6 protein-coding genes, 2 tRNA genes and 5 pseudogenes are annotated in these 15506 nt (G+C 38.3%); 7 read left to right on the top strand and 6 right to left on the bottom strand.

Going from position 1 to position 15506, the window contains the following annotated elements:
- Positions 1 to 144 precede the first annotated feature (144 nt).
- Both NYZ99_RS21940 and NYZ99_RS21935 read left to right on the top strand, forming a co-directional pair.
- Positions 145 to 1077, top strand: coding sequence for an NAD(P)H-hydrate epimerase (locus NYZ99_RS21940; protein WP_338038996.1), 933 nt, complete (start codon positions 145 to 147; stop codon positions 1075 to 1077).
- A complete protein-coding gene (locus NYZ99_RS21935; protein ID WP_338038995.1) occupies positions 1037 to 1693 on the top strand; it encodes an NAD(P)H-hydrate dehydratase in 657 nt (218 codons plus the stop codon). Before NYZ99_RS21940 ends, NYZ99_RS21935 begins: the two co-directional genes overlap by 41 nt.
- Before the next feature lie 5 nt (positions 1694 to 1698).
- Here NYZ99_RS21935 and NYZ99_RS12575 read toward each other — a convergent pair whose 3' ends face one another.
- Together NYZ99_RS12575 and NYZ99_RS12570 are read right to left on the bottom strand one after the other, a co-directional pair.
- Positions 1699 to 2100, bottom strand: a complete 402-nt coding sequence (locus NYZ99_RS12575; protein WP_260571496.1) for an STAS/SEC14 domain-containing protein — start codon at positions 2098 to 2100, stop codon at positions 1699 to 1701.
- Positions 2101 to 2311: 211 nt separating this feature from the next.
- Positions 2312 to 4865: pseudogene (locus NYZ99_RS12570) on the bottom strand (ATP-dependent Clp protease ATP-binding subunit).
- Positions 4866 to 5123: 258 nt separating this feature from the next.
- Between NYZ99_RS12570 and gyrA the strand changes: the two are divergent.
- Both gyrA and NYZ99_RS12560 read left to right on the top strand, forming a co-directional pair.
- Positions 5124 to 7613: pseudogene (gene gyrA, locus NYZ99_RS12565) on the top strand (DNA gyrase subunit A).
- Positions 7614 to 7685: 72 nt separating this feature from the next.
- Positions 7686 to 8855 carry a tetratricopeptide repeat protein gene (locus tag NYZ99_RS12560; protein WP_338038994.1) on the top strand — a complete coding sequence of 390 codons (1170 nt, stop codon included), beginning with the start codon at positions 7686 to 7688 and terminating at the stop codon, positions 8853 to 8855.
- A 148-nt stretch (positions 8856 to 9003) separates the two neighbouring features.
- Here NYZ99_RS12560 and NYZ99_RS12555 read toward each other — a convergent pair.
- Both NYZ99_RS12555 and NYZ99_RS12550 read right to left on the bottom strand, forming a co-directional pair.
- Positions 9004 to 9754, bottom strand: a pseudogene (locus tag NYZ99_RS12555) (C40 family peptidase).
- 18 nt (positions 9755 to 9772) lie between these two features.
- A pseudogene (locus NYZ99_RS12550) lies at positions 9773 to 10951 on the bottom strand (acetyl-CoA C-acyltransferase).
- Positions 10952 to 11065: 114 nt separating this feature from the next.
- On the opposite strand from NYZ99_RS12550, the pseudogene NYZ99_RS12545 reads away from it, so the two are divergent.
- From NYZ99_RS12545 to NYZ99_RS12535, 3 genes and pseudogenes are all read left to right on the top strand, one after another.
- Positions 11066 to 13115 (top strand): annotated as a pseudogene (locus NYZ99_RS12545) (HD family phosphohydrolase).
- 113 nt (positions 13116 to 13228) lie between these two features.
- Positions 13229 to 13312, top strand: a tRNA-Ser gene (locus tag NYZ99_RS12540).
- Positions 13313 to 13338: 26 nt separating this feature from the next.
- Positions 13339 to 13413 (top strand) — tRNA-Pro (locus NYZ99_RS12535).
- A 64-nt stretch (positions 13414 to 13477) separates the two neighbouring features.
- Here the strand turns inward: NYZ99_RS12535 and NYZ99_RS22975 are convergent.
- Both NYZ99_RS22975 and NYZ99_RS12530 read right to left on the bottom strand, forming a co-directional pair.
- Positions 13478 to 13573 (bottom strand): hypothetical protein, encoded by a 96-nt coding sequence (locus NYZ99_RS22975; RefSeq protein WP_420845227.1) that lies wholly within the window; start codon positions 13571 to 13573, stop codon positions 13478 to 13480.
- Between the two features lie 17 nt (positions 13574 to 13590).
- Entirely contained in the window at positions 13591 to 15330 is a 1740-nt protein-coding gene (locus tag NYZ99_RS12530) for a tetratricopeptide repeat-containing sensor histidine kinase (protein WP_260571494.1), read from the bottom strand.
- Between the last annotated feature and the right edge of the window lie 176 nt (positions 15331 to 15506).

Below are 15506 nucleotides of genomic sequence, written 5' to 3'. Positions count from 1 at the left end.
GTAGTAGATACAAACATGGTGTCCTTACTAGTACGGTTCATTTATAAAATGATGAGGATCAAAAGTAGTACTTTTGATTAGCTATTCAAACGTTTCCACAAATTTTTGTGGAATCGTTACTTTTTAATTCAATCTATATAAGAAATGAAGGTTTTTACTGCAGAACAAATTTATAAAGCGGATAAAGCGACACTGGAAAAACAACAAATATCGAGTGATGCCTTAATGGAGAGGGCCGCAACCCAAATTTTTAATTGGATGCATTTGAGGATGCAGGGGGCGCCGGTCAAGATTCACTTGTTTTGCGGTATTGGGAATAATGGTGGGGATGGTATAGCCTTGGCAAGGCATTTATTTGAGCATGGATATAACATTGAAGTTTATGTAGTAAAGTATAGCGATAAAAGATCTAAGGATTTTCTTACCAACTTGGATAGATTAAAAGAGCGTAAAATTTGGCCGGTATTTCTAGATCCTGAGAGCGATATGCCAGTAATCCATGGTGATGATATTATTGTAGATGCTATTTTTGGAATTGGATTGAACAGAACGCCAGACGATTGGGTGGGTAGATTAATCCAACACTTGAACAACTCCCAAGCCTTTATACTATCGGTTGATATACCATCCGGGCTATTCACGGATAGGGTTCCGGAGGTTAAAGATTCAGTTATACAAGCCAATTATGTGTTAAGTTTTCAGGTGCCAAAATTGGTTTTTTTTCTTCCTGAAACCGGAATTTACCTGGAACAATGGGAGATTCCGGATATAGGCTTGGATTCAGAGTTTCTAATGAGTACAAAAACGGAATACGAGTTAATATCTAAAAATGAGGTGCTTCAATTTTATAGACCTAGGGCTAAATATTCGCACAAGGGCACCTACGGACACGCCCTTATTGTTGGTGGTAGTTATGGAAAGATTGGTGCGGTAACCTTGGCGAGCAAAGCAGCATTGAAAGCAGGTAGTGGTTTGGTAACGGCTTATATTCCTGAATGTGGATATGAAATTCTACAGACTTCCATACCGAGAGGTGATGGTCTTGACAAATGGAAAATCTGCTATAGAAGCTATTGAGTTCGATATTAAGCCAAAGGTCGTTGGTTTGGGAATCGGCCTGGGCACTGAGATTACAACTGTAAAGGCTCTAGAGGGGTTTTTAAAAGCAAATAAATTACCATTGGTCTTGGACGCGGATGCCCTGAACATACTATCCCAAAATCAAAGGCTTTTGGATTTTATTTCCGAAAATTCCGTTTTAACACCGCACCCAAAAGAATTAGAAAGATTAGTGGGTAAGTGGAAGGATGACTTTGAAAAGTTGGAAAAAATTAAAGATTTTTCTAAAAAAAGGAAGGTCGTCGTTGTAATCAAAGGGGCTCATACGATTACTTTTTTTGAGGGTAGGGGATATATCAATACAACGGGTAACCCTGGAATGGCGACTGCTGGTAGCGGCGATACTCTCACTGGCATTATCACAGGTCTAATGGCCCAAGGATATTCAAGTTTACAGGCTTCTATTTTTGGGGTTTATATTCACGGAAAATCGGCGGACATTTTAGTTGAAAATAAAGGATATCAAGCTCTGATCGCTTCCGACATTATAGATGGTATTGGTAATGCTTTTATAGACTTATTTAAAGTTCCTGAACAAGAAAAGCGAGAGTCACAGGAACCGGCTGAAAATTAAGATGTTTATTTTTGGGATATTCTCCTTTTCACCCATTTTAGGGCATTATCGTATTCAATGAAAAACTTCATCGGTTTTTTATAGAAAAGTTTTTCAATCTTGAAATTATGCATGTCGATTTCCTTCACGGAAACTATGGCAAAGGCCCTTAGATTTTCCAACTCTTTTAAATAGCTATAAATCGTTGGATCTATGGCATAAGAATTCTTCCTTAAGCTTATAAAACCAAAGTTCTTATTTCTAAAATGAATTTCAGAAATACCTATTATTTGATACGCCCTTTCTAAAGTTAAAGTGGCACCCTCATCAAAAATGGATACCATATAATCGTCAAAAACCTGAATTTTTCCAACCTCTAAGTTGTACTCGCGTACGATGATCTTTTTGTTCACAGATCTTACCTTCATTTTGTATGCCTTATAGTGTCTGAAACGAAAATATATCGATTAGATCTGTGATGATAAATTATTAGATTAAAAGCGTAAATATCTCATGTATTACGTGGGTAACAATAAGTTTGTCTTTTAATTCTTACGGGTACTGATGTATTCCATTAAATAAAAAGAAGGGCATCTTACCAAGATGCCCTTCCTTAATTTTTAAAATATTTGAATTTCGTTATTCGGATTTGGGTGACTCTTGGGGCTTGTCAATCTTAATGGTAAGTTTCTCCTTTTTCTCATCCAAATCCATTGTAATGGTATCCCCTTCCTCCAATTTGGAATTTACGATTTCCTCCGCTAGTGCATCCTCAATATATTTTTGAATCGCCCTTTTCAAGGGTCTTGCACCGTATTGCTTATCAAATCCCTTTTCTGCAATATAGTCTTTGGCAGCTTCGGAAAGTTTTAATTCGTAACCAATTCCTTTGATTCGTTTGTACAACTTAGAGAGTTCAATATCTATGATTTGATGTATATGCTCTCTTTCCAAAGCATTAAAAACGATAACATCATCTATTCTATTCAAGAATTCAGGAGCAAATGCCTTTTTTAAAGCATTTTCAATAACCCCTTTTTGGTGAGTATCGGCCTGTTCCTTCTTTGCTGCGGTTCCGAAGCCTACACCTTGTCCAAAATCCTTTAACTGACGGGCCCCAATATTGGAGGTCATAATGATTATGGTATTCCTAAAGTCTATCTTCCTTCCAAGGCTATCGGTAAGATATCCATCATCCAAAACTTGCAGCAGCATATTAAATACATCTCGGATGGGCTTTTTCAACCTCGTCCAAAAGAATTACAGAATAAGGTTTTCTCCTTACTTTTTCGGTCAATTGCCCTCCTTCTTCATATCCAACATAACCAGGAGGTGCACCCACCAATCTTGAAATAGCGAATTTTTCCATGTATTCGCTCATATCAATTCTAATTAAGGCATCCTCAGAATCAAAAAGTTCTTTGGCCATTACCTTGGCCAACTGGGTTTTTCCTACCCCTGTTTGCCCCAAAAATATAAAGGAGCCGATAGGCTTGTTTGGATCTTTTAGACCAGCTCTGTTTCTTTGAATGGCCTTTGATACCTTGGCAACAGCCTCATCCTGACCGATAACATTAGCTTTGATAAGCTTTGGCAGTCCGGCCAGTTTATTACTTTCTGTTTGGGCAATTCTATTTACCGGGATTCCACTCATCATGGAAACTACATCGGCAACATTGTCCTCAGTGACTGTTTCTTTATGAAGCTTGCTTTCATCTTCCCATTTTTCTTGGGCAATGGCCAAATCTTTCTCAAGCCTTTTTTCGTCATCTCTTAATTTAGCAGCCTCCTCATATTTTTGTTTTTTGACTACTGAATTTTTTAGTTCCCTAACATCTTCCAATTTTTTCTCGAGTTCAAGAATCTGTTTAGGGACATCCATATTAACGATATGTACTCGAGATCCGGCTTCGTCCAAAGCATCGATGGCCTTGTCCGGAAGGAACCTATCCGTCATGTACCTATTTGTCAATTTTACACAGGCTTCAATGGCTTCATCCGTATAACTAACATTGTGATGATCCTCATACTTTCCTTTGATGTTGTGTAAAATCTCAATGGTCTCATCAACACTCGTCGGCTCTACAATAACCTTTTGGAATCTCCTTTCCAACGCCCCATCCTTCTCAATATATTGTCTGTATTCGTCTAAAGTGGTAGCACCTATACATTGGATCTCACCTCTCGCCAGGGCGGGCTTGAACATATTGGATGCGTCCGGACTACCTGTTGCGCCACCAGCCCCTACAATGGTATGAATTTCGTCTATGAACAAAATAACGTCATCGTTCTTCTCTAACTCGTTCATGACGGCTTTCATACGCTCCTCGAACTGTCCACGGTATTTTGTTCCTGCAACAAGGGAAGCCAAATCCAAAGTAACCACCCTTTTATTGTAAAGAATACGTGATACTTTTTTGTTGATAATTCTTAGTGCCAAACCTTCGGCTATAGCACTTTTCCCAACACCCGGTTCTCCGATAAGAAGAGGATTATTCTTCTTTCTTCTACTAAGGATTTGGGAAACTCGTTCAATTTCTTTCTCCCTTCCCACAACGGGATCCAGCCTATTTTCTTCTGCCATAAGCGTAAGGTCCCTACCGAAATTATCCAACACAGGGGTTTTGGATTTTTTTGAGCCCTTATTTCCGGAATTTGTTCCAAAAGTACTTTCTTTTCCTTCGTTAGACTCGTCTGAATCACTAGGAAAGGATTCCGAAGTTGGTGAATCCACTATGTCGTCATCGCTAGTTATCATAAATTTAAACTGCTCCTTAACGCCATCGTAGTCCACTTTGAGTTTATGAAGCAGTTTGGTCGTTGGGTCATTTTCGTTGCGTAGAATACATAGTAATAAATGCGCTGTATTTATCGAAGAACTTTGGAAGAGTTTGGCCTCCAAAAAGGTCGTTTTTAAGGCTCTTTCCGCTTGTCTCGTCAAATGAAGATTTTTTTTGTCTTTTTGAATATTACCGGCATTTGGGTTGGAAGGACTAAGAATTTCAACCTTTCTGCGTAAATGGTCTAAGTCTACATCCAAGGCATCCAAAATACTTATCGCTTTTCCACTACCATCCCTTAAAAGGCCCAACATCAAATGCTCGGTACCGATAAAATCATGACCGAGCCGTAAAGCTTCCTCTTTACTGTAGGCAATTACATCTTTTACTCTAGGTGAAAAATTGTCGTCCATATATCAATATATCAACTATAAAATTACTAATTATCAATGAATGATGGGCAAATACCGTACCTATATTCGTTAAAGTTGTTCTAAATGACGAAAAAAGTTCGCTAAATCAAAATCCTTATAGGTTAAATTATCAACCAAACCGGCTATGTTTTATGTTAATAAAATATTGAATAAATACTTTTTTGAGCCCTTTAAAACCTTCGATTTTCCGTATATTGGCATGCTTTTTTACTAATAAAAAACATATAAAATTTTACCATGGCTGAAGGAGAAAAATTGATTCCTATCAACATTGAAGAAGAAATGAAATCTGCCTACATTGATTATTCAATGTCGGTCATAGTGTCACGAGCTCTGCCGGATGTGCGGGATGGTCTAAAACCTGTGCACAGAAGGGTTCTTTTTGGAATGCATGAACTGGGGGTAAGAAGTACAAGCGCCCACAAAAAATCAGCACGTATTGTGGGTGAGGTATTGGGTAAATACCATCCCCATGGAGATACTTCCGTTTACGATACCATGGTCAGAATGGCACAGGAATGGAGTTTGCGATATATGTTGATAGATGGTCAGGGTAACTTTGGTTCGGTCGATGGAGATAGTCCCGCCGCAATGCGTTACACCGAGGCACGTATGCGAAAGATTGCGGATGAAATGTTGGCGGATATCGATAAGGATACTGTAGACCATCAATTAAATTTTGACGATTCTTTACAGGAACCCACTGTATTACCTACCCGCATACCAAATCTTTTGGTAAATGGGGCTTCGGGGATTGCCGTCGGTATGGCCACCAATATGCCTCCCCACAATCTTGCAGAGGTTGTTGATGGAACCGTGGCATTCATTGATAATAACGAAATTGAGGTAGATGAGTTGATTACCCATATTAAAGCGCCTGATTTCCCAACCGGAGGAATTATTTATGGTTACGACGGGGTTAAAGAGGCTTTTCATACGGGTCGGGGTAGAATTGTAATGCGCGCCAAAGCCCATTTCGAGGAAGTTCAGGGACGTGAATGTATCATAGTTACCGAGATTCCCTACCAAGTGAACAAAGCGGATATGATTAAGAAAACCGCCGATTTGATTAATGACAAAAAAATCGAAGGGATTTCGAATATTAGGGACGAATCTGACCGAAAAGGTATGCGTGTTGTTTACATGTTAAAAAGAGATGCGATACCCAATATTGTCCTTAACACTTTATTCAAGTACACTGCTTTACAAACTTCTTTCAGTGTTAATAACATTGCATTGGTTAATGGAAGGCCACAGTTGTTAAACGTAAAGGATATGATTCACTATTTCGTGGAGCATAGACATGAGGTAGTTGTACGGCGTACAGAATTTGAACTTAAAAAAGCCGAGGATAGGGCTCATATCCTTGAAGGTCTAATCATTGCATCGGATAATATCGATGAGGTAATAGCTATCATCAGAGCCTCTTCCAATGCCGATGAAGCCAGGGAAAACTTAATGGAGCGATTTAAGTTAACCGAGATTCAAGCAAAGGCTATCGTAGAAATGAGGCTACGTCAATTGACGGGTCCGGAACAGGATAAATTACGTTCCGAATATGAAGAAATCATAAAGACCATTGCCGATTTAAAGGATATTCTTGCAAGAAAAGAGCGAAGGATGCAGATTATCAAAGATGAGCTTCTTGAAATAAAGGAAAAGTACGGGGACGAACGTAGGTCAGAAATTAATTTTGCTGGCGGGGACTTGAGTATGGAGGATATGATACCTAACGAACAGGTGGTCATTACCATATCCAGGGCCGGATATATAAAAAGGACTCCACTTACGGAATATAAGACACAGAATAGGGGAGGTGTTGGACAAAAGGCTTCTTCAACCAGGAATGAGGACTTTTTGGAATACCTTTTTGTAGGTACCAATCATCAATACATGTTGTTTTTTACCCAAAAGGGAAAATGTTTTTGGATGAGGGTTTTCGAAATTCCGAGAGGGAAGTAGAACCTCAAAGGGTCGGGCTATCCGAACTTGATAAATATTGAGCAGGATGATACGGTCAAAGCCTTCATTTGTACTCAGGACTTGAAGGATGAGGATTATGTAAATAGTCATTATGTAATAATGGCGACTAAAAAAGGTACGGTCAAAAAGACGCTATTGGAACAGTACTCCCGTCCAAGACAAAACGGCATAAATGCCATCACCATTAAGGATGGCGATGAACTTTTGGAGGCAAAATTGACCACAGGTACCAGTCAAATTTTCCTCGGACTGAAATCAGGCAAGGCTATCCGATTCGAGGAGAGCAAAACTAGGCCAATGGGAAGGAATGCCTCCGGTGTACGTGGAATTACATTGGCAAGTGATGATGATGAGGTAATAGGTATGGTTTCTGTTCATAATTTTGAGGATGAACTTTTGGTCGTTTCGGAAAATGGATATGGAAAGAGATCGAGTATAGAGGATTACAGAATTACGAATCGTGGAGGTAAAGGTGTAAAAACCATTAGCATTACTGAAAAAACAGGTAATTTGGTGGCCATTAAGAACGTAACCGATTCTGATGACTTAATGATCATCAATAAGTCCGGAATTGCCATCAGAATGAGCGTTGAAGATTTAAGAGTGATGGGAAGGGCTACCCAAGGTGTAAAATTGATAAATATCAGGGATAACGATTCAATTGCGGCCGTTGCAAAGGTTATGAAGGAGGAAGACGATCTTGATGATACTGATATTAAGGACATAGAAGTAAATCCTGAATAAAATTGGCACGGGAATTGATTAAATTTGCACCGAATGATAATTAACACTAAATAAAAATTAAAGATTCGAAAAATGAAAACTAAGATTTCAATAATAGCGGCGATGTCCTTTGCAATGATTGGATTTGCCCAAAAAAACGAAATAAAGGACGCTGAGAAGGCCTTAAAGGATGGAGATGCCGCAGCGGCAAAAACGTCCATTGAGGCAGCTATGGGTAGTATAGCTGGTGCCGACGAAAAAATACAAGCTCAATATTACTACACAAGAGGTAAAGTTTATGCTGATTTAGCAAAAAAGGGCGATGGTTCAGCTTTTGAACCAGCGGCAAACTCATTTCAAAAAGTATTGGATATAGAAGAAAAATCAGGTAAGAGTAAATATACCGATGAAACCAAACAATACATTGCCAGTTTAACTGCCGATTTGGTAAACTCTGCTGTTTCTGACAATGAAAAGAAAGATTTTGAAACAGCTGCGGACAAATTATACATGAGCTACAAAATTAGTCCTAAGGATACTTCATACCTATATTACGCGGCTAGTAGCGCCGTGAACGGAGGTCATTATGAAAAAGCTTTGAAATACTATAATGAGTTACAGGAAATAGGGTATGATGGTAGCGGAGTTGTTTATAAGGCTACTGATGTAGAATCAGGTGAAGTGGTTACTATGGATAAAGTGCAGCGTGATTTAATGATTAAATGCGGGTCGTATAAAGATCCTGTAGATGAAAAAACACCTTCTAAAAAAGCAGAAATTGTAAAAAATACTGCCTTGATATACACGCAGTTAGGTCAGGATGACAAGGCATTGGAGGCTTATAAGGCCGCAAGGGCCAATGATCCTGAGGATGTGAATTTAATCCTAAACGAAGCCAATTTATACTTCAAATTAGGAGATAAGGACAAATTCAAGGAACTGATGGCAGAGGCCATTGCTTTGGCTCCGGATAATCCGGACCTACATTATAACGTTGGAGTTATAAATATGGAGCAGGGTAACTTTGAGGAAGCTAGAGCATCTTATAAGAAAGCCATTGAATTGAACCCAGGTTATACGAATGCTTTTTTGAACCTATCTACCACTTACGTTAATGAAGGCAACACCCTTATTGATGAAATGAATTCCTTAGGTAATTCTAGAGCTGATATAGCACGCTATGATGAACTAAAGACCAAAAAGGATGAATTATTTACCCAAGGGGCTAACATTCACGGAAGAGGCCCTAAAAACAAATCCTGATAACCAAGGTATTTTAACTCAATTGAAGAACATCTACGGTGCCATGGGCGACAATGAAAACTTTATGAGAATAAAAAAGATGTTAGGAGAGTAATTATTTACAGCACTTAAAGAAATAAAAGGGATCCTGTTTTTTAGGATCCTTTTTTTATATGATTTTTTTAATGACTCGGAGTTGATGTGAATAATTTCTAAGATCATTATTAAAAATTCCAGTATGATCAATTCTGTCAATTCTGACCATACCATTTACATGGATGATATAATTGTTTTCCATAATAATTCCCACATGATTGATTGAACCACTGGAATCGTCGAAAAATGCTAGGTCACCAGGTTCACTTTCTTCAACAAAGCTTAGGGCCTCTCCTTGTTTGGCCTGTTGTTCCGCAGTTCTTAATAAATTGTACCCATTTATTTTATAGACCATTTGGGTGAAACCAGCGGCATCAATTCCGAATGGGGACTTTCCTCCTTTCAATTCAGGGGAATTCAAGTATAATAACGCCGTGTTGATCAAATTGTCTTTGGACTGTTTCCCTTGGGTTTTATTTCCATCAATTGTTACCGGGAGACAATTTGAAAAGGGAATGCAGGAACCTAAAAGAATTGAGGTCAACATACCGTTTGGCCTTTCGGCAAAACCAATTAAGTCTGAAGTATAAATCTTTGTTTTTTCCTCTATATCATCAAACTCCTCCTTTGTGATAAATTGCAATTGATTATTTGGGATCCATCCTTCACACTTGTCCGCAGGAACCCTAATTTTTGACCAGTATTTTCTCGGATTCCAATATTTTGAAATGCTCGCCAAATAATAATTGACTGGTCATTTCAGAAGTTTCATCGGGTGATTGTCTTAAAGGGACTAAACTTAAAGGGCAAATTCCGTATTGCATGTAATGTCAGAAGGATGTTTAGATTTTTTCCAAAATCATGGAAGATGCTCCGCCCCCTCCATTGCAAATGGCCGCCGCACCAATTTTACCATTTTTTTGCTCTAAAACATTTAAAAGGGTTACAAGAATTCTAGCTCCTGAACAACCCAGGGGATGTCCTAAAGAAACTGCTCCACCGTTCACATTTACCTTTTCATCGGTAAGGCCCAATATTTTCATGTTGGCCAAACCCACTACGGAGAATGCCTCATTGAATTCAAAAAAGTCAACATCATTCAATTCTATGCCTGCCTTTTTTAAGGCCTTTGGCAACGCTTTGGCCGGTGCTGTCGTGAACCATTTAGGTTCCTGTGCGGCATCAGCATAACTCTTAATTTTTGCCAATGGTTTTAGCATTAGCTCTTTTGCTTTTTCAGCACTCATTAAAACTAGGGCGGCGGCACCGTCATTTATTGTGGAGGCATTTGCCGCTGTAACGGTACCTTCTTTTGAGAATGCCGGTCTCAAATTAGGAATCTTGTCCGAGAAATACATTTTTATATTCTTCGTCTTCAGATACGAGCAATGGCTCTCCTCTTCTTTGAGGGACAGAGACGGGAACCACCTCATTTTTAAATTGGCCATTTTTCCATGCCTCCGCTGATCTTTTGTAGGATTGAATTGCAAAGGCATCCTGGTCTTCCCTAGAAAACTTATATTCTTCGGCACAGGCATCGGCACAAACCCCCATGGCATTTTGGTCATATGCATCCACCAAGCCGTCCTTTTGCATACCATCGATTAATGATGAAGGTCCAAATTTTACAGGTGTTCTCAGGTAAGTGTAATGAGGTATTAAGCTCATGTTCTCCATACCACCTGCCACTACAATCGATGCATCTCCCGCAGCTATGGTGCGGGCCGCTTGCATTACCGCTTTCATTCCGAGAGGAGCAAACCTTATTTACAGTTGTGCAGGGTACTGTATCCGGGATTCCAGCATATATGGCGGCTTGTCTAGCGGGCGCTTGCCCGGTACCAGCTTGTACCACATTTCCCATTAAAACTTCTTCCACCATCTCCTGGTTTTAAATTTATTTTTTGAAGCGCACCTTTTATGGCCTCTGCTCCAAGTTTAGGGGCAGGTATAGTGGACAACGCCCCCAAAAAACTTCCTATGGGCGTTCTAACGGCGGAAACGATTACAACCTCTTTCATATGAACTATCAACTTTATAAAGGCGAAATTACTAAATTCTAAATCAAACATCCGGTAATACCCCCAATTCCTCACTGTAAGTTTATATTTTCTATTTTTGATGTGGGTATAGTAATAATTGAACTCTTGGATAACCTTTACAAAAAACAATCCCTAATTTTTAAATATGTCCTGTATGTTGTTGCGATAGGATTTATTGTTTTCTTCTTCCCAAAGGGAGGGAAGTTCAAGTATGAATTTCAAAAAGGGAAACCTTGGCAGTTTGAAACCTTATACGCACCCTTCGACTTTTCCATAAAAAAGACTGACGCCGAAATAGCGGAAGAAAAGCAAAGTATTGATGAAACCAGTGGTCAATATTTCAGGTATGACCAACAGAAGGTCAATAATGTGTACGAAGAATTTGAGAATTCTTTCAGCAATAAATTTGGATCTTCCGACTATACCAATGCACAAAAAAGATTTCTAAGGAACTTAGGTGAAACGCTATTAGATTCAATATATAAAAACGGAATTCTTGATGGTAGTGCCAAACAAATTAATGGCAACTCCATTTATCTACTAAGAAATAATGAAGCTGTTAGCAAACAAGTTTCATCATTTTATAGGGTATCGGATGTAGACAGCTTGGTTCAGAGCAAACTAAAAGACGAAAATATTCCACATTTAACACAAGAGTTTCAGGATATCTTTTTTGATCTCATTGTACCAAATGTAAGTTACGATGCCAATCTCACACAGAAGAGTAGGGAGGATGCCCTATCAAAAATAAGCTATACCGGAGGTACCGTTGATGAGGGTAAATTGATTATTGCCAAAGGAGAGGTGGTTGAGGGTGAAAACCTAAAGGTTTTGGAGTCTTTAAAGGCAGAGTATGAATCTGAATTATGGACTGCAAATAATTATTATATCATTCTTATAGGTTATACAGTTTTAGTAGCATTGGTACTGCTGATGCTATTACTTTTCTTGAAAAAATACAGACCAACTGTCTATGCGAACAATACGAAAGTGACTTTCATTTTTTTCAACATCTTATTGATGGTTTTCATAACGACCATGGTTGTGAAATATGATGACACCTTGGTATTTGTGGTTCCTCTTTGTATTCTCCCATTAATCCTGAAGACGTTTTTTGATGCTAGGTTGGGTCTTTTTGCCCATGTTCTAACCGTTTTGATTTTAGGGTTTGTTGTCCCTAATAGTTTTGAATATATTTTTTTACAGATAATCACTGGAATTGTTACCATTTTAACGGTTTCTGAATTGTATAAGCGAGCCAATCTTTTTATCTCCATCGGCCGAGATAATTTCCATTTATGTAGTAGGTTACTTAGCTTTTCATATTATACATGAAGGAAACCTTAGTAACATTTCTTGGTATACATTGGGATTGTTTCTATTAAACGGGATGATAACCTTGTTCGTGCAACCCCTTATTTACATATATGAAAAAGTTTTTGGTCTTGTTTCCGATGTTTCATTATTGGAACTTTCTGATACTAACTCGAAATTGTTAAAAGAACTTTCTAACAAGGCACCAGGAACTTTTAACCATTCTTTACAAGTGGCCAATCTGGCTGAATCGGCGGCAAACGAAATTGGAGCGAACGCTATGTTGGTTAGGGTAGGAGCATTGTACCATGATATCGGAAAAATGAACAATCCTACCTATTTTACAGAAAACCAGATAACGAATGTAAATCCACACGATGAAATCACTCCAAAGGAGAGTGCCAAGATTATTATTGGCCATGTAATAAAGGGGATAGAATTGGCACGAAAAAATAAACTGCCGGACAGAATTATCGATTTTATAAGATCTCACCATGGCACTACCTATGTGTACTATTTTTATAAAAAGCAAAAGGAAATGGATCCGGAATTGAACGAAGAGGAATTTAGATACCCCGATCCTTTACCATTCTCCAAGGAAACGGCTATTTTAATGATGGCCGATTCTGTAGAAGCCGCGTCCAAAAGCTTAAAGGATCCAACATATACCATTATTGATGAATTTGTTGACAAAATTATTGCGGGACAAATGAAAGCCAATCAGTTTATAAATGCCGACATTACGTTTAAGGAAATTGAAACCATAAAAAAAATCTTTAAACAAAAACTGACTAATATCTATCATTTAAGAGTGGAATATCCTGAGTGATAGGTCGCTGCTTATTTTTTGTCAAAAAACCTACCAAAATAGTTGCGTGCGTCTACGGTAAAATTTACCTTTGCATCCGCAATTTGAGCGAACGTTCATACAAATAAATTATTGGAGAGGTGCCGGAGTGGTAACGGAGCAGATTGCTAATCTGTCGACGCGCAAGTGTCGCATGGGTTCGAGTCCCATTCTCTCCGCAATTTCTTTTAATTTAAGATAACTTCGGGGTGTAGCGTAGCCCGGTTATCGCGCCTGCTTTGGGAGCAGGAGGTCGCAGGTTCGAATCCTGCCACCCCGACAGATATCACATTATGTGGTTCCTTAAACACCGTTTACTTATTGTAGACGGTGTTTTTTTATGTTTAAGCTACGCTTTGATTTCCTGAAAAAGTAACTGTAATAGTAGTACCTTTTTCCTCCATACTATCTACATGGATTTCGCCTTGGTTTCTTTTTATGAATTCCGAGCTAAGAACTAAACCAAGTCCACTTCCCTTTTCACCTTCCGTACCATTGCTTCCTTTTGGTTTTTGAACCGAAAATAACTGTTTTCTAAATTCGGTGACATCCCTATACCAGTATCGGAAACTTGGATTTTAATATCTCTACTTGTCCGGGTAACGGATATATTCACGATTCCATTTTTAGGGGTGAACTTTATAGCATTGTTAACCAAATTTCGAACAACGAACTCAATTTGATTTTTATCTCCCATAAATTCGGGGTTACCCATTATTGAGGTTTGCAAAACAACATCTTTGTTAGCAGCTATACCTTCAAAAATTCTTGTTACTTCCTCAACTATTTGCTTTACAGAAATTAACTCCCTGAGATCTTCAATGACATTCATTTGGCATTTAGCCCGGACGATTAAATTATCTGCCATTTTTAAAGTGTTGTCGACAGAATCATTCAGTTGTTTACCCATATGAAATATTTCATCCTTACTCAATAAATCGATATAGTCCACTAAAACTGTGCTAAAGGATTTTAAGGAAGCTAAAGGGCTTCTTAAATCGTGAGCCACGATGCTAAAGAACTTATTTTTAGTGGCGTTAAGTTCCTGTAGCTCTTCTTTTTGCTTTTGAATGGTATCGTTTTGGAATAAGAGTTCTTTGTTGATGTGCTTTAACTTCCTCAATACAAAAAACAAAGCAACAAGAAAAAGGGCAATAATAATTAAGCTGATATTTCTATAAAGTATGGTCGAAGCTTGGGCTGCATTTTCTTTTTCCAAAGCCTCTGTCACCGTATTCAACCTATGTATTGATGTCATACTTTCCGTCAATCTATTTCTGTCTTCAAGTTGAATTGTTTGAATCGACCCGGCAAGTTCATTGTTGGCACCGAAATAATATTTAACTTTTTCCGGATTATTTTGGTCCAAATAGAAGGTCTGCAAATCTCGGTAAACCCTTAAAAGCGACTGATCCAAATTAAATTTCGAGCAAAATGCCTCCGTTTTTTCCAAGTAATTAAATTGGAGATTTAAATCACCTTCCGTTTTGGCCATTGTAGCTAGTTGCATCATAGCTTCGACAGTTGCTACTTTCTGTGAATTTTTACCAAGTTCCTCAGAAATATTAAGTACACTTTTAAAATAGTATTTGGCAGAGTCAACCTGATTTTCTTTTTGCTTTATGAGCCCCATGACTTTATAGCAACTGGAAAGCACGGGTAGGTTAAGTATGGAATCGTTAATATTAATGGCATAACGGGTTAAATTTTCAGCTTTAATAAACTCCTTATTATTGTAATAGCTTTCTCCTAGGTTGTGGGCTGTTACGCCTATCCTTTCCGTGATGTCTAAATCGTTGAAAATATCGAATGATTTTTTGTGATAGTTTATTTCTTGTCTGCGGTTGTTAAGACTGCGATAAATATGCCCCATGGAGATGTAACAGTTTGCCATACCTTCCAAATCAGAGCGTTTTTCAAAAATATCCAAGGCCTTGTGGATATATTCCATGCTCATGAAGTAATTGTCATTTATTGCATAAATACTTGACAATATTCTATAACTGTATGCTATGCCATTTTCGTCTTTCAACTCTGTGGATAACTGTAACGCTTCTTCTGCATATTCAAGGGATTTTATCGTATCTACATAGGTCAGCTCCCTGCTTAGTGTATAAAGAATTTCAACTCTTTCCTTTGAAGTGAGCTCCTGTTGGGTAAGTAAAAATTGAAGTTCCTTTACGGTTTGTCCATTCATAACCAAACTCGCAAATAGGAGGATAAGCCTGACAAAATTCGACATTCGTATCCTTGGAACAATTCTAAAAAAAATCATATTTCCGGGGGATTTGTAGGAAATTATTTATAGAAAAACGGCAATATGCCTCTTTTAGTATATTCTTTATTAGTTAACTATATAAGGCTACCAATGGT

Source organism: Maribacter litopenaei (assembly GCF_025244665.1).
Lineage (GTDB): Bacteria > Bacteroidota > Bacteroidia > Flavobacteriales > Flavobacteriaceae > Maribacter > Maribacter litopenaei.
Note: the sequence above shows the minus strand (reverse complement) of the source record. Positions and strands in the feature narration are given on the sequence as shown.

Excerpts from the sequence above, each read along its gene's own strand:
- NYZ99_RS21940 (WP_338038996.1), top strand. The coding sequence starts at position 145 with ATGAAGGTTTTTACTGCAGAACAAATTTATAAAGCGGATAAAGCGACA.
- NYZ99_RS21935 (WP_338038995.1), top strand. The coding sequence starts at position 1,037 with ATGGTCTTGACAAATGGAAAATCTGCTATAGAAGCTATTGAGTTCGAT.
- NYZ99_RS12575 (WP_260571496.1), bottom strand. The coding sequence starts at position 2,100 with ATGAAGGTAAGATCTGTGAACAAAAAGATCATCGTACGCGAGTACAAC.
- NYZ99_RS12560 (WP_338038994.1), top strand. The coding sequence starts at position 7,686 with ATGAAAACTAAGATTTCAATAATAGCGGCGATGTCCTTTGCAATGATT.
- NYZ99_RS12530 (WP_260571494.1), bottom strand. The coding sequence starts at position 15,330 with ATGAATGGACAAACCGTAAAGGAACTTCAATTTTTACTTACCCAACAG.